The organism is Geothrix oryzisoli (assembly GCF_022808865.1).
GTDB classification, from domain to species: domain Bacteria; phylum Acidobacteriota; class Holophagae; order Holophagales; family Holophagaceae; genus Geothrix; species Geothrix oryzisoli.
In genome coordinates, this window is the sequence record NZ_JAKZLB010000001.1 from 947,376 (window position 1) to 971,288 (window position 23,913).

The window sequence follows — 23,913 nt, forward strand, 5'->3', positions numbered from 1 at the left end:
ACCAATCGTCAAGCCGGCCGAATTGTCTATCCTGCCTCACACGGTTTGCTGTATACAGGTGATCAGCCATCCAAATCCTCTAAACAATGAAGGATCCGGGCCGTCGCCCCTTTCAGGAGAAAAACATGCACAAACGGCATTGGAGCGCGTTGGCGCTGACCCTGGTCGCTCTTCCTGCGGTGGCCCAGCAATCCGGCGCCATCATGGGAAAGGTGCTCGGCAAGGATGGGAAACCGCTGTCGGGCGTCCGCATCGAAGCCACGGGCAACACGCTCCCCCAGCCGCGGCGCGCGGTCACCGGTGAAAACGGCGATTACCGGATGCCGTTCCTGCCTCCCGGCGAGTATGTGCTCACCTTCACCCATCCTGCGAAGGCGACCGAGAAGCGCAGCACGGTCGTGTCCCTCCAGCAGAACAGCACCGTCAACGTGGCCATGGCCGACGCGGCGACCGCGGGTGCGACGGTCGAAGTGATGGCCCAGGCCACCATGGTCGACGCCACCTCCGCCGATCTCAAGACCTCCATCAGCTCGGATGTGATGAACGCGCTGCCGGTGGGCCAGGACTACCGCGACCTGGTCAAGCTCATTCCGGGCGTCATGTACACCCAGGATGCGGTGCGCGGCCCCAGCGCCGGCGGCAGCGGCCAGGACAACGTCCACCAGTTCGACGGCGTGAACGTCAACCTGCCGATGTATGGAACCATGTCCTCCCAGCCTTCGGGCCACGACATCGACCAGATCACCATCAGCAAAGGCGGTTCGGATGCCACCGGCTTCAACCGCTCGGCCGGCTACAGCATCAACTCCATCAGCAAGTCCGGCACCAACACCTTCTCGGGCGAGCTGTCCTACCAGATCCTCCCCGACAACCTGGTGGCCCGGCGCAAGAACGCCACGGCGGCGGTCTTCGAGCAGGAGAAGACCTACGCGAGCGCGAATGTCGGCGGCCCCCTCCTCACGGACAAGCTCTACTACTTCATCTCCCTGTATCGCCCCACGGTCAGCCAGCAGAACAGCGCCAACCTCTATGGCGCCACCCCCAACTACTCTGAGACCCGGAATGAGTACTTCGGCAAGCTGACCTATGCTCCCACCCAGAACCTGCTGATCCACGGGAGCTACCGCAATTCGGATGACACCGCCCAGCATTCGGGCTACGGCGGCTCGGCCTTCGCCGCCACCACGGGCCAGGGCTCCGAGACCAAGATGAAGATTGGCACGCTGGAGGCCACCTGGAACGTGACCCCCAACAGCTTCATCAATTTCAAGACCACCAACTTCATCTTCAAGAGCGGAGATCATCCGGACTACCGGTCCTCCGTCGTGCCCGCCTTCGGCAGCACCACCCTGAATGTCAATGCGCTCGACACGCAGGGCCGGTTCCAGGTGCCGAAGCTGTTCACCGGGACGCTCACGACCGCCCAGGCGGCCTACAACGCCTTCGTCCAGCCCTTCATCACCAAGTACGGCTACACGGCCGACCCCACCGGCGCCACGGGCGGCGGCGGCTATGTCGGCGGCTACCAGGAAATCAACAACCAGAACTTCTTCCGCCGCAACTACGAGCTGGCCTACGACGCCGTGTGGGGCACCAACGTCACCCACACCTTCCATGCGGGCGTCCAGTGGTGGAAGGAGATGGAGGACCTCTACCGGATCTCCAACGGGTGGGGCGCCATCTCCATGGGCGCACCCCAGGGCAGCGGCTCCACGGCCGTGTATCCCCCGCTCTCTCCCATTCTCCACCTGCCCTACAACTTCGTGGCGGCCGTGAACCAGCAGGGGATCTCGGGCGTGCCCGCCATCCACTCGGAGTACGTGGCCCTCAACTACGAGGTCAACGACAAGATCAAGTGGAACCAGTTCACCTTCAACGTGGGCTTCGTCATCAGCAACGACAAGCTCTACGGCTCCGGTCTCCGCGAGGATCCCTCCACGGTCTCCGGCTATGTGCAGGCCCGGGGCAATAGGTACCTGGAGCACGAAGTCAAGTTCGCCGACACCCTCCAGCCCCGCCTGGGCGTCATCTGGAACTACCAGAAGGAAGACACGGTCTACGCCAACTACGCCCGCTTCGTGCCGGCCGTGTCCTCCCTCCCTCGCGCCTCCTCCTGGGACCGCAACCTGGCCGCCACCGTCAACGTCTACTTCGACCCCGCGGGCAACCAGGTGGACCACCAGACGGACTCATCCTCCACCGGCAAGCTCTACACGCCGGGCATGAAGCCTCGCCACACGGATGAGTTCCTCATCGGCACCACCAAGGACCTGGGCAGTGGCCTGAGCGGCCGGCTCTACGCCCGCTATCGCAAGAGCGTCAACTTCTGGGAGGACACCGACAACGGCGCCCGGGTCATGTTCAACCCCCCGGCAGGCATCCCCCAGACCTACTACATCCCGAACCTCTACCTGATGATGAATCAGCTGACCGGGACCACGTACGCCAATGACCTCGCGGCCAAGAACGTGTTCGTCATCGCCCAGCTGGACAACGCCTTCACCAAGTACTACGAGACGGGTCTCGAACTGGAATACAAGGGCGAGAAGACCTACCTGAACATGTCCTACGCCTGGAGCCACTACTACGGCAACTTCGACCAGGACAACTCCACCACCACCCTGGCCAACGACTCGAATGTCTTCATCGGCTCCTCCAACATCGCCGACGACTTCGGCCGCCAGCTCTGGAACAACAAGTACGGCAACCTCTCCGGCGACCGTCGGCACAAGCTGAAGGTCTATGGCACCTACACGCTGCCCTGGCGGGCGACCGTCGGCGCCTACTTCGTCTACCAGTCCGGCCAGCCCTGGCAGTACCAGGACTACACCGCCTACCTGGCGGACCGCACCACCCAGGGCAGCTCGAGCACCAGCGATACGAACCGCTATGCCGAGCCCGCGGGCTCCCACGTCACCTCGGCCCACTACCAGGTGGACCTGACCTACACCCAGATCTTCTGGGCGAGCAAGAAGAACCGGCTTGAAGGCACGGTGGACATCTACAACGTCTTCAACAAGCAGACCGGCTACAACGTCCAGAGCAGCGTGCACTCGACCAACCCTGGCCTGGAACAGACCTTCTGGCTCCCCCGCCGGGCCCAGTTCGGCGTCCGGTTCATGTTCTGAGGCCTTCACGCATCACCCTGACGCCCCCACCATCCGGGCGGACCAGGACCTGAAGACAAGGCCATGCAAGTCGTTCAGTCAACCCAGGGCGAAGGTTCATGATCCTTTTCGAACCTTCGCCCTAGTCATGCCCAGACATCCACCGCTCCACCCTCACCTCATGGGGATCTCCGTGAACCAGGATCGACGTTCGTTTCTCCAGACGGCCCTGATCGCCGCCCTGTCGGCCCATGCCGCACCCGCGCTCATGGCCGGAGACGCCCCCGGAGGCCGGTCCCCCGGAACCGGCTCCTCCCGGACTGCCGTCAAGCCCCGTCGTCTCAAGGCGGGTGCGACCGTGGGCCTGGTCAGCCCCGCCAGTGCCACCTGGGTCACGGAAGAGCTCGCCATCGTGCAGGAGACGGTCGAGGCCCTCGGCCTGAAGGCCCGGCTCGGGAAGCACGTCCTCGACCGCTACGGGTACCTGGCCGGGAAGGATGCGGACCGCGCTGCCGACCTCAACGAGATGTTCGCGGATGACTCGGTGGATGCCATCCTCTGCGTCCGCGGCGGCTGGGGCTGCAATCGCCTCCTGCCGCTGCTCGACTACAAGACCATCGCCGCCCACCCCAAGGTCCTGCTCGGCTACAGCGACATCACCTCCCTGTTGACCGCCATCCACGCCAAGACGGGTCTCGTGACCTTCCACGGCCCGGTGGGCGCCTCGACCTGGAACGCCTACTCCCTGGCCTACGCCCGTCGCGTCCTCTTCGACGCGGAGGCCGTCGTCATGGACAACCCGAAGAACAAGGGCGACAACCTGGCGGTGACCCAGGACAGGGTCCAGACCATCACGCCCGGCACCGCCTCGGGCCGGCTGCTCGGCGGGAATCTGACCGTCCTGACCGCCATGCTCGGCTCGGACTACCTGCCGGACTGGCAGGGCGCCATCCTGTTCCTCGAGGACACCAACGAGAACATCTACCGCATCGACCGCATGATGACCCAGCTGAAACTCGCCGGCGTGCTGGACAAGATCGCGGGGTGCGTGTTCGGGAAATGCACCAAGTGCAGCCCCGGCGAGGGCCACGGCTCGCTGACCCTGGAAGAGGTCCTGAACGACCACCTCAAGCCTCTGAAGATCCCCGCGTGGTACGGGGCGATGATCGGCCACATCGACAACAAGTTCACGGTTCCGGTCGGGATCCGGGCGCAGATCGATGCCGGGCGCGGAACGATCACCATGCTTGAACCCGCTGTGCTGTAGGACGGTTGCCTTGAAGCGAGCCCTGCTCTCCCCTGTTCTCGCCCTGGTCCTCCAGGCCGGCGCCGCTCTGGGAGGGGTCCCTGCGCCGGCCACCCCCAGGGCCCAGGCGCTCTGGGACGCCTGGCCCCGCGCCCGGGTCTCCCCGCCCGATCCCTGGGCCCTCAAGCACGCCGGCCTCCGCGCGGCCGTGGACGACCTCCAGACCCGGCACCCGGGGCTCTTCACGATCGTGGAGGAAGGAGTCTCCTCCGAAGGGCGGAAGATCCCGCTCCTGCGGGTCGGGAACGGACCGAAGGGTGTCCTGCTCTGGTCCCAGATGCATGGCGACGAGCCGACCGCCACCGCGGCCCTCCTGGACGTCCTGAACTGGTTCGGCGCGAACCGCTCGGACCCGGCGGTGCGGGAGCTCCTGTCGAACCTGACCCTGTGGATCATCCCGATGCTGAACCCGGACGGGGCCGAGCGGACCCAGCGCCGGAACGCCCAGGAGATCGACATCAACCGCGATGCGCTGCGGCTTTCGTCACCCGAGGGGCGCTTCCTGAAGGCCGTGCGGGACCGGGTGAAACCGGTGATCGGCTACAACCTCCACAACCAGAACCCCAATCTCCTGGCCGGCCAGATGGGCGGCCAGGTGGCGATCGCGCTCCTGTCGGTTCCCGGCGATGCGGCCCTCACGGAGACGGAGGGGACGCGGGCCACCAAGCGGCTCGCGGTCACCGTGCAGCGGCTCCTCGCCCCCTTTGCCGCCGGGCGGATCTCCCGGTACGACATGGACTACACGGCCCGGGCCTTCGGCGACTCCATGACCCGCTGGGGAACGGCGACGCTCCTGATCGAGACCGGCGGCTGGGCCGGCCCCGGCGAGGCGGAGCGGCTCGTCCGGCTGAACTTCGTGGCGCTGATCGGGTCGCTCTCGGCCATCGCGGACGGCTCGCTCGAAGCGGTTCCCTCCGAGGACTACGCCCGGATCCCCATGAACGTGCGGGAGGCCCTCTTCACCCTCGTCCTGCGCCATGCCCGCCTGGCGGGCGGGCGGGGGCTGCCCCCCTTCACGGCCGACCTGGCCTTCGTCGTCCCGGGCCCCTTTGCCGGCGACAGCCACCATCGCCGGGAGCCGGCCGTGGTGGACGTGGGTGACCTCGCCCATGCCCACGGCCTCACGGAAGTCGACGCGACCGAACTGTTCGCCGTGCCCTGGCCAAACCCGCCGGCCGGAGACTGGCCCTCCCTCAAGGCTTCGCTCCAGGCACAGGGTCTGGCCGAGGTGGAAGAGGCCGCGCTCCTCGCCGCGGTCCGCGCCCTCGGAACCCCCGCGGTGGCGCGCCCCGGCTACGAGGGGCCCGTGCTCCTCTACCGGCCTGGGGCGGCCGGCAGGCTCTCGCTCGAAGGCGCCATCCTCCGCGGCACCCTGGTCGGCGGCCGGCCGGCCGGCACCGCGGGCCTTCCGGCGCCTTCCGCCCCCAGACAGTGATCGGGCCCCAGGTCGAGGCATTCGACCGGGGCCCGATTCTCCACCAGGGTGGTGGCTTGAACTAGAACATCGCCTCCATGGGGGCGGTTTCGCCCGCGTGAAGGGCCACGGCCTGGGCGGCCACCAGGGGCAGACCCCGGTGGGCGAAGTGGATCGCGACCTGCACCTTGTTGTGATAGAAGGCCGCTTCGCGGCTCTCGGCCAGGAGCGCCCGGACGGTGGACGCATTCCCGGCGTCCACGCTCCGCTCCTGCAGGAGGGCGGCCAGCTTGCCCTGGGCCAGCGCGGCCTGCTGGAGCAGGAGATGGCCGGCGACCACATGGCCGACCATGTCCAGCATGGGCACCGCATTCAGGCCCGTGAGCAGGGCGGCGTTCTCGCGCCCGGGGATGTCCTGGAGCACAGCGCCCAGGGCCTTCGCGGCCTCGCCCAGCTGACGGGCGGAGGGGCCCAGCATCGGATCGGCGGCCAGGGACGCGACCGTCGCCCCCACGAGGCCCATCAGCGCCTTCACGGGGCGGCCATCCTGCATGCGGAACTTGCGGCCCACCAGGTCCAGGGCCTGGATGCCGTTGGTGCCCTCGTAGATCGAGGCGATCTTGCAGTCGCGGAGGTACTGTTCGGCCGGGTACTCCATGGTGTAGCCGTAGCCGCCGAAGGTCTGCAGCGCCCACTCCGTCACCCGGAAGCCCCAGTCGGAACTCCAGGCCTTGCAGACGGGGGTGAACAACTCGACCAGGCCCTGCCAGCGATCGCGCTCCTCCCCGGAGGAGACATGGGCCATGTCCATGCACCAGGCGGTGTAGGTCACGAGCGCCCGCATGGCCTGGACGTAGGCCGCCTGCATGAGGAGCATCCGGCGCACGTCGGGGTGCTCGACGATGAGGGACTGCCCGGCCCCCTTGCCCGCGCTGGGGGCGCGCCCCTGCAGGCGCTCCTTCGCATAGGCCACCGCGGCCTGATGGGCGGCGGAGGCATTCCCCAGGCCCTGGACGCCGACCTCGTAGCGGGCGGCGTTCATCATCTGGAACATGTGGGCGAGCCCCTGCCCTTCCTGCCCCAGCAGGAAGCCCTGGCTGCCGTTGTTGGTGCCGAACACGAGGCTGCAGGTGGGCGAGCCGTGGATGCCCAGCTTGTGCTCGATGCCGGCGCAGGCCACGTCGTTGGGCGCGCCGAGGCTGCCGTCGGCGTTCACGCGGACCTTGGGCACCACGAAGAGGCTGAGCCCCTTCGGACCCGCGGGGGCGTCCGGGGTGCGGGCCAGTACGGCATGGATGATGTTCGGCGTGAGTTCATGGTCGCCGCTGGTGATGAAGATCTTCTCGCCGGTGATGAGGTACGAGCCATCCGCCTGCTTCACGGCCTTGGTGGTGAGCGCGCCCAGGTCGCTGCCGGCGCCGGCCTCCGTGAGGCACATGGTGCCGGTCCACTCCCCGGTGTACATCTTCTCGCAGTAGACCGCCTTCAGTTCGTCGCTCCCGAAGGTCTCGATGAGGTGGGCGGCGCCGCGGGTGAGCAGCACCTTGAGGCCCAGCGCCGTGTTCGCTCCCATGAGGAACTCGCTGATGCCCGTGCCCACGGATTCCGGCAACCCCATGCCGCCGAACTCGGGGCTCATGGTGGCGCTGATCCAGCCGCCCGAGGCCAGGTCCTGGAAGGCTTCGGCGAACCCGTCCGGCAGGCGGACCTTGCCGTTCTCCCACTGGGCGCCGACCCGGTCGCCCGTCTCGTTGCAGGCGGCCACGCTGCCCTTGGCCACCTTCAGCGCCTCGTCCAGCACCATGGCCAGCTGCTCGCGGTCGACCTCCTGGTAGTGCTCGGACTTCAGGACCGCATCCAGATCCAGCCACTCGAGGAGGTTGAAGCGGACGTCACGGATATCGTCGAGGTACTTCATGGGAGCCTCCAGGTGGAGAGAGCGGGATGGATTCCAAGGGACGAGGGCTTTCCTTCATTCTTCGCCCAGACACCCCGCCCCACCAATACCTGTCCTCAGGTAAGTTGCGCCGGGCTTTCCAGGGCGATGGCTACTTCAGTTCCGGGAACTGCTCTTCCCGGAATTCCATGGCCGAATGGGTCTGTTCCGCGGCCCGCTTGCGGAGCTCCACCCGACGGATCTTGCCGGAGATGGTCTTGGGCAGGTCGCCGAACTCAAGGATCCTGATGCGCTTGTAGGGCGAGAGCCGCTCGCGGATGAAGCGGAACAGCGCCAGGGCCGTCTCGCGGTCGGGCTCGAAGCCCGCACGCAGAATGATGTAAGCCTTGGGCACCGCCAGCTTCAGAGGATCCGGGCTGGGCACCACCGCCGCCTCCGCCACAGAGGCGTGCTCGATGAGGAACGACTCCAGCTCGAAGGGGCTGATGCGGTAGTCGGAACTCTTGAAGACATCATCGGCCCGGCCCACGAAGCACAGGTAGCCGTCCTCGTCGCGCGTGGCCACGTCTCCGGTCCGGTAGTAGCCCTCAGCCTCGGCCTTCTGCATCTTCGACGGGTCATCCTTGTATCCGGCCATGAGGCTCGTGGGACGGGGCTTCAACTTGATGGCGATCTCACCCTCCTCAGCCTCGTTCCCCTCGGCATCCAACAGGGCCACCTCGAAGCCCGGCAGGGGGCGGCCCATGGAGCCGGCCTTGACCTTCTGGCCCGGGGAGTTGCCCACGATGGCGGTCGTCTCGGTCTGCCCATAGCCGTCCCGGATGGTCAGACCCCAGGCCTTTTCGACCTGGGTGATGACTTCGGGATTCAAGGGCTCGCCCGCGCCCACCAGAGCCCGGAGTTTCACGGGATAGGCCGCCAGGTTCTCCTGGATGAACAGCCGCCACACGGTCGGCGGCGCGCAGAGGGTGGTCACGCCCTTGTCGGCGATGACCTGCAGGGTGGCCGGGGCGCTGAAGCGGGCGGCCCGGTAGACGAAGATGCAGGCTCCGGCGTTCCAGGGCGCGAAGAAGCTGCTCCAGGCGTGCTTCGCCCAACCCGGCGAGCTGATGTTGTAGTGGATGTCACCTTCGCGCAGACCCACCCAATAGAGCGTGGAGAGATGGCCCACGGGGTAGGACTGGTGGGTGTGGACCACCAGCTTGGGCTTGGCCGTGGTGCCGGAGGTGAAGTAGAGCAGCATGGGGTCCGTGGCCCGGGTGGCCGCCTCGGGCTCGAAGGAAGTCGATCCCGCGTGGAGCTCCGCGACCTCGTGCCAGCCCGGAACCTGCGGCCCCACGCAGATGCGGGTGAGGCTTGCATCCAGCCCGTCGAACTTGGCGGTCTGGGCGGAATCCACCACCAGATGCCGGATCCCGCCGCGTTCGATGCGGTCCTGGAGATCGGCCTGGGAGAGCAGCAGGGTCGAGGGGACCAGCACCGCGCCCAGCTTGATGCAGGCCAGCATGATCTCCCAGAGGGGCAGGACATTGTCCAGCATGATCAGCACGCCGTCGCCCCGCCGGACGCCCATGGCCCTCAAGGAGTTGGCCACCTGGTTGCTGCGCCGGGAGAGCTCCTGGAAGCTGACCTTCGTCTCCGCGCCGCTCTCCTCGACGATCCACAGCGCGGGACGGTCGTTGCCCACCGCGTAGGCATCGAAGTAGTCCAGGGCCCAGTTGAAGGTATCCAGGACCGGCCAGCGGAAATCACGGCGCGCGGTCGCATAGTCATCCCGATGCTGGACGAGGAAGTCCCTGGCTTGAAGGAAGGCTTCGCGACCATTCATCTGGTCCTCCTGATTCGTCTGGGGGTATAGAGCAATCTAGGGCAGCCCGAACCGGCCGTCCAGGATGAAAAACGACATGAAGGGCGAGAAAGATTCTCAAGTAGGGCCGCACGCTGCGCCTGCATGGTAGGGTGGTCGCGTTGCACCCCCCTCCGCGAGGCATCCTGTGTTCAGCATCATTCCTGACGCCGCAGGCTACCGGGAATTCGTCCTGTTGAAGGACGGCCAGGGCGTCCTGCTCCGGATCGCCTCCTCGGACGATGAGGAGCGGGTGGCGGCCTTCATCCAGAGCCTCTCCCGCGAGAGCATGGCCATGCGCTTCATGGGCGGCGTCTCCAGCGTCTCCCGCAAGTTCGTGGAGGATCTCTGCAGCGAGAACCCCCACCTGCAGGCCTGCCTCCTGGCCATCGAAGGCGAGGGAGCGGAGCAGCAGATACTGGGCCTGGGCAACTACGTGGGCGACGGCGGGGCCGTGGCCGAGGTCGCCTTCATGATCGGGGACGCCCACCAGGGCCGGGGCATCGGCACCCTGATCCTCGAGCGCCTGGCGGGCCTGGCGGCGGGCGCAGGCTACGTGGGCTTCGAGGCCGAGCTCCTCCATGAGAACCAGAAGATGGCCAACGTCTTCCGGGATTCCGGGTTCGAGACCACACGGGCCATGGAGGGCGGCATCATCCATCTGAGCTTCCCCCTGAGCGCCCCCGAGGCCCAGCGGGAGCGCGCGGAGATCCGCGAGCGCGTGGCCACGGCCAACTCCCTGGTCCCACTCCTGCGCCCCGGCAACGTGGCCGTGGTGGGCGCCTCGCGGGACCCCGCCTCGGTCGGGAGCACCATCTTCCGCAACATCCTCAAGGGCGGTTTCCAGGGCGCTGTCTACCCGGTGAATCCCCGGGCCAAGGCCATCGAGGGCGTGAAGGCCTACCCGTCTCTGGCCTCCCTGCCGGAGCCGCCGGATCTGGTGGTCCTCGCAGTGCCCGCCGCCAAGGTGTCCGCCCTCGCGAAGCGCGCCCTGGACAAGGGCGCCCGCGGCCTCTTGGTGCTCACCGCGGGCTTCGCGGAAACGGGCCCCGAGGGCGCCCGGCGCCAGGAGCGCCTGGTGCAGCTGGCCCGCAGCCGGGGCGCGCGGCTGGTGGGGCCCAACTGCCTGGGGCTCCTGAACACCCATGGCGGCGTCCAGCTGAACGCGAGCCTGGCCACGGTGATGCCGCCCCGGGGACGCGTCGGGTTCTTCAGCCATTCCGCCGCCCTGGGCGTGGTGATCCTGCAATACGCCGCCGAGCGCGGGCTGGGCTTCTCGACCTTCGTCTCGGCCGGGAACCGGGCGGACGTGTCGGGCAACGACCTGCTTCAGTACTGGGAGGAGGACCCGGACACGGACCTGGCCCTGCTCTACCTCGAGACTTTCGGGAATCCGCGCCGCTTCGCGCGGCTGGCCCGCCGGATCTCCCACCGCAAGCCGGTGTTGTGCGTCAAGAGTGCGCGGAGCCATGCCGGCCGGCGCGTGGCCCAGGCCCACATCGCCGCGAGCCCCCAGAACGATGCCGAGGTGGAGGCCCTCTTCCACCAGGCCGGCGTGATCCGCGCCGACACCCTGGAGGATCTGTTCGACATCGCGCTGCTGCTGTCCCACCAGCCTCTGCCACGCGGGGACCGGGTGGCCATCGTCAGCAATTCGGGCGGGGTGGCGACCATCTGCGCGGACGCCTGCGAATCCCACGGGATGCGCATCGCCGGCCCCGGCGTGATGGACCTGCACGCCATGGCCACGGCGGAAGACTACGAGCGGGCCTGCCGGGAGGCCCTCGAGCATCCCGAGGTGGACGCCCTCATCGCCTCCTTCGCCTGCCTGGGGGACTGCGATCCGGCCATGGTCGCCCGGGCCATCCGGCGGGCCGCCGTGCGGGCGGAGCAGAGCACGGGCATCGCCAAGCCGACCCTGCTCTCCCTCATGGGCGTGAGCGGCGCGGTGCCCGTGGGCTCAGCCGCTCTGGGCGAGAGCGGCGGCATGAACCGCACCTTCCCGTCCTACCGCTTCCCGGAATCGGCGGCCCTGGCGCTCTCCAAGGTCGTGGAGTACGCCCGCTTCCGCCGGCAGCCGCCGGGCCGGTTCCTGGGCTACACAGACCTGAATGCCGGGGAGGCGCGACGCCGCGTGGAGCAGCTCATCGAGAAGCTGCCGGATTCCGCCCACTCGGTGTTCTCGCCCGCCCAGGCCCGGGACCTCATGGCGCTGTTCGGCCTTCCGGTCACGGCGCTCCCGGAGCCGGTGGACCGGCGGGGCCCGAGGGTGGCCCTCCACCTGTCGACGGATCCTGATTTCGGGCCCATCTGGCGCTTCCATCGCCAGGGAGTGGGCTCCATCCTGCGCATCACCCCACTCACGGATCTGGACATCACGGATGTCCTCGAACGGATGCACCTGTCTCCCACCAGCGGCCTGGGCGAAACCCTGGGCCGCCTCACCCAGCTCGTGGAGGAGCTGCCCTGGCTCCACACCCTGGAGGCCCAGGTCGCCGTTCATGGCGAGACCGGTGACCTCACGCCCCTGCCCCTGCAGCCCGACTTGCGCCTGACCTTCACCCAAGTCGGCTTCCGCAAGTCCTGACCCCGAAGGAGGGCCCTCATGCTCGTGAAGGAGATGATGCGCAGGCCGGTGACGGTGATTTCGGTCGAAGCCACCATCGGAGAGGCCTTCCAGCTGCTTCAGGACCGGGGGTTCCGCCACCTCCCGGTGGTGGACCGCGGGCGCCTGGTGGGCGTCCTCACCGACCGGGATCTCCGGTTCGCCACCAGCAGCTTCTGCCACACGCCCCGCACCGCCGAGGATCCCGTCTCCGGCGCCATGAGCAGTCCGCCCCTGACCGCCGATCCCCTCGATCCCGTCGAGGATGCCGCGCGCATCATGCGCGAGAACAAGATCGGCTGCCTGCCCGTCGTGGATGGGTCCGAGCTGGTGGGCATCCTGACGGGCATGGACCTCCTCGACGCATTGATGATCCTCACGGGGGTGACCAAGCCGTCCTCCCGGCTCGAAGTGGCCCTCGCCGACCGGCCGGGCGAGCTGGCCCGCCTCACGACCTTTCTGGCTGACCGCCACGTCAACATCCACTCGATCCTCACCTATCCCTCGCCCGATGCGGTCCGCACGGTGCTGAGGGTGGCCTCCAACCAGATCCGCCCCCTGGCGGATGACCTGCGGATAGCCAAGTTCGAGGTTCTCTGGCCCATTTCGAAGCCATGGCAGCACTGATCTACCGCCCGGAGTACACCGGGTACGACTTCGGTCCTGAGCATCCCTTCACGCCGGCGCGGCTGGGGATGCTCCTGGACCTGATCCATGGCCTGGGGTACCCGACCGCGCCCATCGCGCCGCCGGCCGCCACCCGCGAGGAGATCCTGTCCGTCCACGACGAGGCGTTCGTGGCGATGGTCGAGGCCCTGGACCGAGGTGAAACCGTGCCCGAAGCGGAGCAGTTCGGCCTCGGCACTCCGGACAATCCCATCTTCCCTGGCATGGACCTCGCGGCGCGCTGGCTGGTGGGCGGGACCCTCCACGGCGCGCGGCTGCTGATGGCGGGGACCGACACGCGCGTGCTCCAGCTGGGCGGAGGGCTGCACCATGCCCAGAAGAACCGGGCCGCAGGCTTCTGCATGTACAACGACCTGGCCGTGGCCATCCGCGCCTTCGTGGATCATGGCTGGCGCGTGGCCTACCTGGACATCGATCTGCACCACGGCGACGGCGTCCAGAACCTGTTCTACGACAACGACCGGGTCCTGACCATCAGCCTCCACGAAACCGGCCACTACCTCTACCCCGGCACCGGCCACATCCAGGAACTGGGCACCGGCTCCGCCCGCGGACTGAGCGTGAACATCCCCTTCGAGCCCTTCACCGAGGCCGAGAGCTACCTGGAGGCCTTCGAGGATGTGGTCCCCCGGGCCCTGGAATGGTTCTCGCCGCATGTCCTGGTGGTCCAGGCCGGAGCCGACGCGCACTTCGCCGATCCCCTGGGGGATCTCGCCCTGACGACCCAGGCGTTCCAGCAGCTCTACCGCCGGATCCTCGCCCTGGCCGGCGCCCACGCCCACGGCCGGACGCTCTTCACCCTGGGCGGCGGGTACGAGGCCCAGGTGGTCGCCCGCGTCTGGACCATCCTCTACCTCACCCTGATGGAGCTCCCCATTCCGGAGGACCTCCCCCAGGCCTGGCTGGACCGCTGGCGCCACCTCCTGGGACCGGAGGTGGGCTCGACCCTGCACGATCCGGTGCCGGCCTTTCCCGAGCTCGCGGGCCGCGAGGAGCGGAAGCGCCGCAACCGGGATGTGGTCTCACGGCTGATGGATTCCCTGTTCCGCTACTGGCTCTAGCAGGCCGAGGCACGGCCGTACTTCCGGTATCCTCGAGGCATGATCGGACGCCTGCGCGGGGAACTCATCCAGAAGCTGCCGAACCTGGCCCTCGTCGAGTGCGGCGGGGTGGGCTACGCCGCGGCCATCAGCCTTTCCACCTACGGACTGCTCCCCGAGGCGGGCTCCCAGGTGGTGCTGCACACGGAACTGCTGGTGCGCGAGAACGAGATCGCCCTGCTGGGCTTCTCCTCCACCCAGGAACGGGAACTCTACCGGCTGCTGGTGAAAGTGGACGGGGTGGGCCCCAAGCTGGCCCTGGCCGCCTTGGGGGCCTTGAGCCTGGAGGACCTGGTGCGCGCGATCCGGGGCCGGGACGTGAAGACCCTCACGCGCATTCCCGGTGTGGGGAAGAAGACCGCCGAGAAGATGTGCTTCGAGCTGTCGGAGAAGCTGGGCGGCCTCACGGGACTGGACGGCCTCGCGGGCACGGCTTCCGGCGATCCCTGGGAGGAGAGCCTGCGTTCCGCCATGACGAATCTTGGCTTCAAGGAGGATGTGGTACTGCCGGTGGTGGCGGACCTCCGCGCTTCGAAGCCGCCCCTGGCGGAGGCCATCCGCCTTGCCTTGAAGGCCTTGCAGCGATGAGCACGCGAATCCTCTCCACCTCCCCCCTCGTCGGTCCCGCCCTCGCCGAGCTCGGCGCCCGGTTCCCCGCCCTCCGGCTGGCCCCGTTCCGCTCGCCGGAATGGAATGCCGCCCTGCCCGAGGCCGAGGCCCTGGTGGTCATGCTCTCCGAACCCATCACCGAAGCGGACCTCGCTGCCGCGCCGAAGCTGAAGGCCATCGGCACCTACTCTGTGGGCGTGAACCACCTGCCGGTGAAGGCCTGCCAGGACCGCGGCATCGCCGTGGTGAACACACCGGGCGTGCTGACGGACGCCACGGCGGACATCGCGCTGGCCCTGCTCATGGCCGTCACGCGGCGCGTGGCCGAGGGCGAGGCTCTGGTGCGTTCAGGTGCCTGGCAGGGCTGGGCGCCGGATCAGCTGCTGGGACCTGCCCTCGCAGGCAAGGTCTGCGGCATCCTCGGCAGCGGCCCCATTGGCCAGGCCTTCGCCCGGCGCGCCCAGGCCCTGGGCATGACGCCGCTGTTCTGGGACCGCGAGGGCCGCGGCGGCGACGTGGATTTCGGCACCGGCCGGGCGATTCGGATCCCCCTGGCCGATCTGCTGTCCCGCAGCGCGGTGCTGTCCCTCCACTGCCCGCTGACGGACCAGACCCGCGGCATGCTGGATCGCGCCGCGCTGGCGAAGCTGCCCCAGGGCGCCGTGATCATCAACACCGCCCGCGGCGGCATCCTAGATGAGAACGCCGCCATCGACCTGCTGGAAACAGGCCAGCTCGGCGGCGTGGGCCTGGATGTCTATGAGGGTGAGCCGCGCCTCAATCCACGGTGGCTGAAGGCACCCCGGACCGTCCTGCTGCCCCACCTCGGATCCGCCACCGTGGAGACGCGCGAAGCCATGGCGCGCCTGCTTTGTGACGGACTGGCCTCTGCGCTTGGGTGATACCCTGGAGTCCCTCACGAGGCACCCCATGGCACGCCCTTGGCTCAAGCTGCTTGATCCCGACCTGACGGCCCTCAAGGCCGCCGCAGGGTCGTCGTTTGAAGACCGCCTCAAGCTGGCGCGCGCGTTCAACGGACGCGCGCGCCATGCGGAGGCCCAGGAGGTCCTGGACCAGCTGCTCGTCGAGGATCGCTCCCACGCGGAGGCCTGGTTCGAGCGCCTGCTCTGCTTCAGCGACAACACCGAGGAAGAAGAGGGGCTGGAGCTGCTGGCCCAGCTTGAATCCCTGCGGGACGAGCATCCGGAGCACGGCGGCCACCTGCGCAACCTCGGGTATCTGCGCCTCCTCCTCCAGGACATCGACGGCGCGGAACTCGCCCTCAAGCAGGCGCTGGCCCTCGACGGGCAGGACCCCAAGGCCCTCGAGCTCACCGGTCTCGTGCACCTCCATCGCGGACATCCCGCCGAGGCCAAGGCCTGGCTGCTGAAGTCCCTGAGCCTGCGGCCCAGGGATCCCCGCACCCTGCGCCTGCTCGCCATCGCCATGGACCAGCTGGCCGACTGGGCCGGCGCCGAGGCCCAGCTGGTGGCGGCCCTCCAGACGGACGGCTCGTACTACTGGGGCTGGCATGCCCTGGGCGAGATGCTGCTGAAGCGCGGCGAACTCGCCGAGGGCCTGCGCTGCATCCAGCGGGCCCGCAGCCTGCATGTGTGCGACCCGGCCAGCTACTTCATCCTCGCGGAGATCTTCAGCGAGCAGGGGCACCTGGAATTGGCGCAGGGCCAACTCCACACGCTGATGCTGCTCGCGCCCCCCGCGCCGGTGCTCGCGGAGGCCCAGGCCCTGCTGGGCGAGCTGAAGCGCGACATGGGCGACCGCGAGGGAGCCGTCTCCTACTTCAGCCTCGCCACCGAGACAGATCCCGAGGCCTCGAACCCCTGGGCCGCGCTGGGCGACATGGCCCGCGAAGAGTGCCGGTGGGACGATGCCCTCCGCTGCTACCGCGAAGCCCTGATGCGCGAACCCGACGCGGCGGACCTCCAGGTCCAGCTCGGGTACGCCCTCATCGAGACCCGCCAGGGGCCCGCGGCGGAACAGGCCTTCCTCCAGGCCCTGGAGAACGATCCCAGCGAATACAGCGCCTACCTGGGCCTGTCCGAGGTCTATCGCTTCGCCAACCGCCCCGAGGACCAGATGGGCATGGTGGACCAGGCCATGGCCCTGGCCCCCGACGACTCCGACGTGTGGAACGCCCGGGGCGTGGCCCTGGAAGTGGGGGGACGGCTGAAGGAGGCCACCGAGGCCTACGAGAAGGCCCTGGGGCTCGAGCCCAGCCACCGCAAGGCGGCCAACAACCTGGGGTTCGTGCTCGAGAAGCGCATGGAGCAGGGGGAACCCGACCTGCGGTCCCGCGCGCTGGAGGCCTGGAAGCAGCGGCTGCTCATCTGCCGGGACGCAGGTCAGAGCATGAAGATGGCCACCGAGCATCTCACCAAGCTGGGTGTGGGTGAGGAGACCCTCCGCGAATGGCTCCGGCCCGAGTTCCTCGCGGCCGGCCTGGAAGGCTGACACAGGCCCGTCACACCAGCGGTACCAGATAGTTACATACCGCAACCCAGCGCCTGTGGAAAAGCCTGTGGATTGATCCTTTCCGGAGGGGCTAAATCCTGTCGCGAGATAGACTTCGCATGGGTTTTAACTCGGATCAGCATCAATTTAAATCAATACATATCAATATTTAAATTAAATACGACAGCAGTGTCTGCCAAGCAATCCCGGGACGGGGTTTTCCACAATTTACGCTTTCTTTCGCATTGACAGGCCGAGTCCCCTTACCGGGCATGAAGAGGGAGGCGAAAAGGTCTCACGCCATCCATTCCGTCACACCGTCGTTCAGACCAGGGCCTCGGCTTCCCGGAGCTGGACACTCACCAGGCGCGAGCATCCCGCCTCCTCCATGGTGACGCCGTAGAGGGTGTCCGCCGCCACCATGGTGGGCTTCTGGTGGGTGATGACGATGAACTGCGTGTCGGCCTTCATCTTCTGGACCATGGCGGCGAAGCGGCCCACGTTGGCCTCGTCGAGGGGGGCGTCCACTTCGTCCAGCACGCAGAAGGGGCTGGGCTTGAAGTGGAAGATGGCGAACAGGAGCGAGATGGCCGTCAGGGCCTTCTCCCCGCCGCTCAGCAGCGTGAGGGCCTTGGCGGTCTTGCCCGGGGGCTGGGCCGTGATCTCGATGCCGCACTCCAGCAGGTTCTTGGGATCCTCCAGGCTCAGGTGGGCCTGGCCGCCGCCGAAGGCCTCGCGGAAGACCTCCTGGAAGCGGTTGTTCACGAAGTCGAAGGCCTCCCGGAAGCGCTCCTCGCTGGTGGCGTTGATCTCCTGGATGGTGGACTCCAGGTTCCCGATGGCGGTGGTGACATCCTCCCGCTGTTCATTCATGAAGGCCATCCGGGTTTCGGCCTCCTCGAGTTCCTGGATGGCCAGGGGGTTCACGCCGCCCAGGTCCATGCGCCGGCCCTGCAACTCGTTCAACCGGGTCTGGTGGACCAGCTCACCTTCGGCCCAGGCCTCGCGCTCGGCCTCGCTGAGACCGGCGAGGAAGGCGGGAATCTCGAGCCCCAGCGCCAGTTCGACCTCCTTGGCCAGGGCCTCCTGACTGCCCTGCACCTGGGCACCGTGGATGAGCACCTCCTGGTGCTGGGCCCGGGCATTCTCCAGGGCCTCCTGGAGCTCGCGGGCCGCCCGTTCCTGCACACGCAGGGTCTCCTGCTCCAGTTCCAGGCGGGGCTGGGCCTCCTGGGCCAGAACCTGGATCTCCTCCCGGTCGTTCAGAAGGCCCTGGGCCTCCAGCTCCAGTTCTTCCAGCCGCCGGACGCAGGTCTCCATCCGGCTGGTCTGCTCCGCGGCCTCCAACTCCAGACGCTGCCGTTCCGCCTCCAAGTCGAAGCGGCCCCGCTGGGCCAGCTGCAGGTGCCGCTGGTGGCCATCGCGCTCCGCCCAGACGGCATCCCGGCTGCGGGCAGCCTCCATGCGCTGGTCGCGGCGCTCATCCAGCCGATGCCGCGTTTCTCGGACCAGGGTCTCCGCCTGCTGGATGGCCTCCTCCAGCGCGGTGTCGTTGGCCTCTTCCGGGTGGGCTTCCAACTCCCGGAGCTGGCCCTGGAGCCCCTTGATCTCGGCCTCGATCTGCTCCCAGAGTGTGTCGGCCCGCTCGCTGGCGGCCCGGATCTCCGCCAGCTGGCTCTGGAGCGAGGTCCGCTGGGCCTTCATGGTGTCCGCCCGGCGCTGGAGGGCCCGCAGGTCCTCATCGATCTCCATCGACCGTTCGCGCGCGGCCCGGCTGTCGTCGCCGCCCTTGCCGCGCCGGGCTTCCAGGTCCTCGATCCGATCCAGCAGCGCCTCGCGCGTGGCCCGGGCCTCTTCCTGCTCCGCCCGCAGCTTCAGGGGCGAGGCCGCCGGGGCGGACACCCCCAGCTGCACGGGGCCGAAGGGCAGGCGCACGAAGGCCGGGGACACGAAGGCCAGGTCCGGGTGAGCCAGCGCCAGGGCCGGCAGGGCTTCGTCGGAACAATGAAAGGCCCGGTCCAGCAGGCCGCCGAGGGGGCGCTCCGGTCCCGCCCAGCGGAGGTGGTCACGCAGGGCCTCGCAGCCTTCGGGAACCGGCGGGAGGGCCGCCCCGGCCTCCAGGGCCAGCAGCAGGTGGCCGGGGGCCTCCGCCGCCCGGACCGCCAGGGCCTCATCGGCGGCCAGGACCTGGAGCCAGCTGCCCAGGAGGCGCTCCAGGTCCGGCCGCAGGGCCTCGTCCACCGTGAGCAGGTCCACCAGGGTCTGAGGACGGACCCCCTGGTCCCGCAGCCAGGTGAGCCCCTTCTGGAGCTCGGCCTCGCCGAAGCTCTTGGCCAGGAGGTCGGAGATCTGCCGGAGGCGGCGTTCCGCCGCATCCAGTTCGGCCTCTGCCCGGTGGTGATCCTGGGCCAGGATTCGCTGCGCCTCTTCCAGCTGCTCGGCCCGGCGGCGCTGGTCCAGCGCCGCCTCTTCGGCCTGCTCGAGCTGGGCCAGCAGGCCCTCCAGGGTACGCTCCACCTGACCGGCCTCGGCCTCGAGGCTCTCCAGCCGCGGGGCCCGGACGGACTCCTCGTGGTTGAGGGTGTCCAGGCGGCCTTCCAACTGGGCCACCTGGGTCTGGAGTCCGATGCGCTGCTTCTGGCGGGCCAGGGCCTCCTTCTGGGATTCGGCCTTCCGGTCTCGGAGGGCGTGGAGATCCGCCTCCGAGTGGCGGAGAGCGCCCTGGGCCAGGGCCACGGCCTCCTCGGCCTTGGCCAGTTCGCCCTCCTGCAGGGCCAGGCGCTCACCGGCCTCTTTCAGCTGGGCTTCGAGCGCCGTGAAGGAATCACCGGATTCGGCCAGGCGGGCCACCAGCATCTGGCTGTGTTCCTCCAGGCGGGCCCGCTGGTCGTGCGCCTCGATCCTCCGGGCCTCCTGGAAGCTGCGCTCCTGGTCCGCCAGCTGCAGGCGCTGGTCCAGCCCGAGCATGGCGCTGGCGCGCTTGGCCTGGGCCTGCTGCTGTTCGTCCACGGACAGGCGCAGGGATTCGACCTCGGAGGCCTTCTCGGAAACCTGCGCGGTGAGTTCCGCCACCCGCCGTTCGATCCGGTCCAGGTCATCCAGGATCCGCTGCTTGGCCTCCTCCAGCTCCACGACCTTCCCGGCGAGTAGGACGCGCTGGGTGGCCTTGATCTCCGCGTCCAACTCCTTGGCCTTGCGGGCACGGGCGGCCTGCCGGCGGAGGGAATCCATCTGCTTGTTCAGCTCATAGAGGATGTCGTCCAGCCGCTGCAGGTTGCTCCGGGTCTCCTCCAGGCGTTTCTCCGCATCGGCGCGGCGCAGCTTGTAGCGCGTGATGCCTGCGGCCTCCTCCAGCAGCAGCCGCCGGTCCTTGGGCTTGCTGCTGAGGATCAGGTCGATCTGGCCCTGCTGGATGAAGCTGTAGGCACGGGTACCCATGCCCGTGTCCAGCAGCAGGTCCTGCACATCCTTGAGGCGGGCCTCCCGGCCGTTGATGCGGTATTCGCTGCCGGTGTCGCGGTAGAGGCGCCGCGAGATGGTCACTTCCCGGGTGGAGCCCGGCAGGGTGGGATCCGGCATGTCGAGGACCAGCTTCACCTCGGCCAGCCCCGTGGCCCGGCGCTGGGCGGTGCCCGCGAAGATCACGTCGGCCATCTCCGCCCCGCGCAGCATGGAGGCCCGCTGCTCCCCCAGCACCCAGGCCAGACTGTCGGAGATGTTGGATTTGCCGCAGCCGTTGGGCCCCACGACCGCCGTCATGCCGCCCGGGAAGCTGAGCTTCTGGGCGTCGGCGAAGGACTTGAAGCCGTGGAGTTCGAGGGAGATCAGGCGCACGCGGACAGCGCTCCGTAGAAAGTGATGGGGAACATCTGCCTCCATCATTCCATACCAGACGTGCTCTCCGTCCCTTGGGAATCCGGCGGAGGCCCGTTAGACTCGATTCCTTCCCCTGTCCTGTCAGGAGTCGTCTGTGCATCCCCTCTGTCCCTCCCTGTGCGACCCGGCGACAGACCCCCGGCCGGGAGGGCCCTGCCCTGGATGGGTGGCTGGAACCCGGGAGTGGGCCCCATGAGGCTGCCCTTTCTCCAGGCCCCCGTGTCGTCCCTGGTATGGCTGGAAGCCCACCGCCTCCATGCGGGCACCCACCGGCGCGCCCTCACGGGCCCTGTCACCGAGGATCAGCTGACCCAGGCCCTGGCGGCCCTGCCCCAGGGGCCCACCCGCTGGGTGCTGGATGACCTCTGGACGCCCTCCATCCTGATGCGGGACCTCACGGAACTGCCCAAGGGCGCGGAGGCCCAGGAGGCCTTCCTGCGCTGGCGGTTCACCCACGCCCTGGCCCTGGAGCAACCCCACTTCGTCCAGGCGCTGGAGATCGAACCCGGCATCTGGCTGGCCTCGGGCATCCGCGAGGAGTTCCGGGAGACCCTGCTCCAGCTCGGTCTGCGGCTCGACCGGAACCTCCATAGCCTCACCCCGCGCTGGCTGCACCTCTACAACCTGCTGGCCCCTTCGCTGGACCTGCCGGGCATGCTCTTATCCTTGAGCCCGGCCGGCCAGGGCCGCTACGCCGGCACCCTGGTGGCCTGGGGCCGGACCCTCTGCCTGGTCCGTCAGTGGTCCGAACCCCTGGATCCCCAGGGCTGGAACGAAGAGCGCATCACCCCCAGCGCCGCCTTCCTCCAGCGCGAGTCCCGGACGCCCCAGAGCCTGGCGGTATGGGGCGCCCCGACCTGGCCGGACGCCGGTCTCCCGACGCGTCTCCTGGATGACCGCTTCGCCCTGGTGGAGACGCCCTGATGGCCGTTCCTGCCCTCAATCTCAACCTGGCGCCCCGCCCCAGCCTCTGGCGGCAGCACCACCGGCTTCTCGGCTGGGCCGCCCTCGGCTTCGGCGCGGCCTTTCTCCTCGGCTCCCTGGGGCTCACCTGGCGGGCCTACCACCAGGCCGGACGGGCCGGACGCGATGCCGTGAGCCTGACCGAAGAGACCCGGCGGGCCGCCCGCTCCGAGGCCCAGATCCAGGCCTCGCTCCAGGGCATGGACGCCACTCGCGAGCAGGCCCGATGGAAGCTGGCCGAACGCATCCTCCAGGAGCGGAGCCTGCCCTGGTCCCGGGTCACCGCCGAACTGGAGCAGTGCATGACGCCCGGCATGCGGCTGAAGGGGCTGCAGCGGACCCGCGGCAACGCCCAGCAGGTGGTGATGAAGCTGAAGGGCGAGGCCCAGAGCCGCCAGGCGGAAGCCAGCTTCGTGGACGCCCTCCGCACGGCCCCGGTCTTCTCCGAAGTGATCCTGGAGCGCGAATCCGAGCGCCAAGGTGGTGGCTGGGACTTCGAATTGAGCTTGCCCGCTGCTGCCATCCCGCCCCCCTTCGAGCTGCGGCCCGTGAAGACCGGCCCCGCACCGGCCGCTCCCCCTGCGCCCAGGCCCGCCGCGGCCAGGCCGACCCCGGCGCCCGTCGCCCTCCAGACTGCCGGTCCCGCACGCCTGGCCCCACCCTCCACCACTCCGGTCGCACCCCAGACCCCAGGCGGCCGCGAAGCCGTTCCGCCCCGCCCGGTTCCTCCCGGGGGGGATGACGAGGAATCGGCCCCCCGTCGGGGTTCACGCACCATGAGGAGGCCCCCCCGATGAGCAGCCCCCTCCGCGCAAGCCGTCTCCGCCTGGCGCTGGGTGCCCTGGGGCTGGCCCTGGGCCTCGGCGTGGCCTTCTTCCTGCTCCCGGACGCCTCCCAGCAGCTGGCCCAGAAGCTGAAGGCCAAGCGGGAGGCCGAACTCAACCGGAACCAGAAGGTGCAGCAGCTCCAGGAGCTTCAGCAGCTGGCCGACCGCATCCGCCGGGGCCGGGAGACACTCGAAAGCCTGGAAGCCCGCCTGCCCAGGGGCTCGGCCGGGGAATTGCAGTGGAGCCTCAGCAAGACCCTGCATGAGCTGGCCAGGAAACATGGCCTGCGCCTCCTGACCGTGAAGTACGGCCTGCCCAGCCGGGAGGGGACGCGCGGTTCCGACCTGGAAGCGGTGGATGTGGAGTTCGTGGCCGTCGGCGTCTATGCGAACCACAAAGCCTTCATGCTCGAGCTTGAAGGCTCCGGACTGCCCTTCGCCGTCAGGGATGGCCGTCTGGAGGAAAGCCCGGAAGGCGCGCGACTCGACATCGTGCTCCGGGCCTTCCGCAAGGCCGGGGCGCCGGAACGCGAGGAGGAGGCATGAGCACACCGCCCCGCGCCTTCGACCTCCAGTCGATGTTCCAGGAACTCCGCGGCAACCGCCGGACCCAGGCGGCCCTCGTGGCCTTCGCCCTGGTTCTCGCCTACGCGCTCTACACCATCCTGGCGCCGGATGCGCCCCGGGCGAAGCAGGCCACGGCCGCCGGGTCCGGTTCCACCCTGGATCCGCGCCAGCTCCTGGGGTTGCGCAAGCTCCCCGACCTGGCAGCCCTGGACCGCGCCGGCGAACTCCCGCCCGCCGCCAAGGTCCAGCGCGACCTCTTCCTCTTCGAGGCTCCGCCACCGCCGCCCAAGGCCGTCAAGCCACCGCCACCGCCTCCGCCGCCTTCCCCTGAGGAAGTGGAGCGCCAGCGCCTGGCCCAGGCCAAAGCCGCCGAGTTCGCGGGGAGACCCCAGACCCTCCGCTACCTGGGGTACTTCAAGGGCAGCCCGTCGGGCCTCGTGGGTGCCTTCATGAAGGGCGAGGAGCCCGTGACCCTGACCCAGGGCGCCATGGTCGGGGATCGCTGGAAACTCGTCACGATCCTCGACACCCGCGCTGAATTCCAGAACACCAAATACCCAGACCTGCGGTTGGTCCTGGAGGCCCGCGACGCCTCCGGCGGCGCGCCCGTCAATCAGTTCTGATCCGAAGGATGCCAC

16 protein-coding genes are annotated in these 23,913 nt (G+C 68.7%); 13 read left to right on the forward strand and 3 right to left on the reverse strand.

What is annotated here, in order from left to right:
• The first annotated feature begins 125 nt into the window (after positions 1-125).
• The 3 genes from MLE43_RS04295 (at position 126) to MLE43_RS04305 (ending at position 5,848) form a co-directional block, all read left to right on the forward strand.
• Complete coding sequence (locus MLE43_RS04295; protein ID WP_243302233.1) at positions 126-3,128, forward strand: TonB-dependent receptor; 3,003 nt, start codon at positions 126-128, stop codon at positions 3,126-3,128.
• A 172-nt stretch (positions 3,129-3,300) separates the two neighbouring features.
• Positions 3,301-4,374: a S66 peptidase family protein gene (locus tag MLE43_RS04300; protein ID WP_243302234.1), complete on the forward strand. Its 1,074-nt coding sequence runs from the start codon at positions 3,301-3,303 to the stop codon at positions 4,372-4,374.
• Between the two features lie 10 nt (positions 4,375-4,384).
• Entirely contained in the window at positions 4,385-5,848 is a 1,464-nt protein-coding gene (locus MLE43_RS04305; RefSeq protein WP_243302235.1) for a M14 family zinc carboxypeptidase, read from the forward strand.
• Between the two features lie 61 nt (positions 5,849-5,909).
• On the opposite strand, the gene MLE43_RS04310 is transcribed toward MLE43_RS04305, so the two are convergent.
• A complete protein-coding gene (locus MLE43_RS04310) occupies positions 5,910-7,745 on the reverse strand; it encodes an acyl-CoA dehydrogenase (RefSeq protein WP_243302236.1) in 1,836 nt (611 codons plus the stop codon).
• 130 nt (positions 7,746-7,875) lie between these two features.
• Entirely contained in the window at positions 7,876-9,552 is a 1,677-nt protein-coding gene (locus MLE43_RS04315) for an AMP-binding protein (protein ID WP_243302237.1), read from the reverse strand.
• A 166-nt stretch (positions 9,553-9,718) separates the two neighbouring features.
• Between MLE43_RS04315 and MLE43_RS04320 the strand changes: the two genes are divergently transcribed.
• From MLE43_RS04320 to MLE43_RS04345, 6 genes are read left to right on the forward strand one after another with little or no spacing between them, the layout of a single operon-like run.
• Positions 9,719-12,157: a bifunctional acetate--CoA ligase family protein/GNAT family N-acetyltransferase gene (locus MLE43_RS04320; RefSeq protein ID WP_243302238.1), complete on the forward strand. Its 2,439-nt coding sequence runs from the start codon at positions 9,719-9,721 to the stop codon at positions 12,155-12,157.
• Between the two features lie 18 nt (positions 12,158-12,175).
• On the forward strand, positions 12,176-12,802 hold the full coding sequence (locus MLE43_RS04325; protein WP_243302239.1) for a CBS and ACT domain-containing protein: 627 nt from the start codon (positions 12,176-12,178) through the stop codon (positions 12,800-12,802).
• The gene (locus MLE43_RS04330) at positions 12,790-13,923 is read left to right on the forward strand and encodes an acetoin utilization protein AcuC (protein WP_243302240.1); all 1,134 of its coding nucleotides are present in this window, start codon (positions 12,790-12,792) and stop codon (positions 13,921-13,923) included. Before MLE43_RS04325 ends, MLE43_RS04330 begins: the two co-directional genes overlap by 13 nt.
• A gap of 39 nt (positions 13,924-13,962) precedes the next feature.
• A complete protein-coding gene (gene ruvA, locus MLE43_RS04335; protein ID WP_243302241.1) occupies positions 13,963-14,550 on the forward strand; it encodes a Holliday junction branch migration protein RuvA in 588 nt (195 codons plus the stop codon).
• Positions 14,547-15,473 carry a 2-hydroxyacid dehydrogenase gene (locus tag MLE43_RS04340; RefSeq protein WP_243302242.1) on the forward strand — a complete coding sequence of 309 codons (927 nt, stop codon included), beginning with the start codon at positions 14,547-14,549 and terminating at the stop codon, positions 15,471-15,473. Before ruvA ends, MLE43_RS04340 begins: the two co-directional genes overlap by 4 nt.
• Before the next feature lie 28 nt (positions 15,474-15,501).
• Positions 15,502-17,043, forward strand: a complete 1,542-nt coding sequence (locus MLE43_RS04345; protein WP_243302243.1) for a tetratricopeptide repeat protein — start codon at positions 15,502-15,504, stop codon at positions 17,041-17,043.
• A gap of 324 nt (positions 17,044-17,367) precedes the next feature.
• On the opposite strand, the gene smc is transcribed toward MLE43_RS04345, so the two are convergent.
• Positions 17,368-20,877: a chromosome segregation protein SMC gene (smc, locus tag MLE43_RS04350; protein WP_243302244.1), complete on the reverse strand. Its 3,510-nt coding sequence runs from the start codon at positions 20,875-20,877 to the stop codon at positions 17,368-17,370.
• A gap of 234 nt (positions 20,878-21,111) precedes the next feature.
• On the opposite strand from smc, the gene MLE43_RS04355 reads away from it, so the two are divergent.
• The 4 genes from MLE43_RS04355 to MLE43_RS04370 are packed head-to-tail and all read left to right on the forward strand — an operon-like array spanning position 21,112 to position 23,898.
• Positions 21,112-21,843, forward strand: coding sequence for a hypothetical protein (locus MLE43_RS04355; protein ID WP_243302245.1), 732 nt, complete (start codon positions 21,112-21,114; stop codon positions 21,841-21,843).
• Positions 21,843-22,679 carry a PilN domain-containing protein gene (locus tag MLE43_RS04360; protein WP_243302246.1) on the forward strand — a complete coding sequence of 279 codons (837 nt, stop codon included), beginning with the start codon at positions 21,843-21,845 and terminating at the stop codon, positions 22,677-22,679. Before MLE43_RS04355 ends, MLE43_RS04360 begins: the two co-directional genes overlap by 1 nt.
• On the forward strand, positions 22,676-23,254 hold the full coding sequence (locus MLE43_RS04365) for a hypothetical protein (RefSeq protein ID WP_243302247.1): 579 nt from the start codon (positions 22,676-22,678) through the stop codon (positions 23,252-23,254). The genes MLE43_RS04360 and MLE43_RS04365 overlap by 4 nt, the downstream gene beginning before the upstream one ends.
• A complete protein-coding gene (locus MLE43_RS04370) occupies positions 23,251-23,898 on the forward strand; it encodes a hypothetical protein (protein WP_243302248.1) in 648 nt (215 codons plus the stop codon). The genes MLE43_RS04365 and MLE43_RS04370 overlap by 4 nt, the downstream gene beginning before the upstream one ends.
• Positions 23,899-23,913 lie beyond the last annotated feature (15 nt).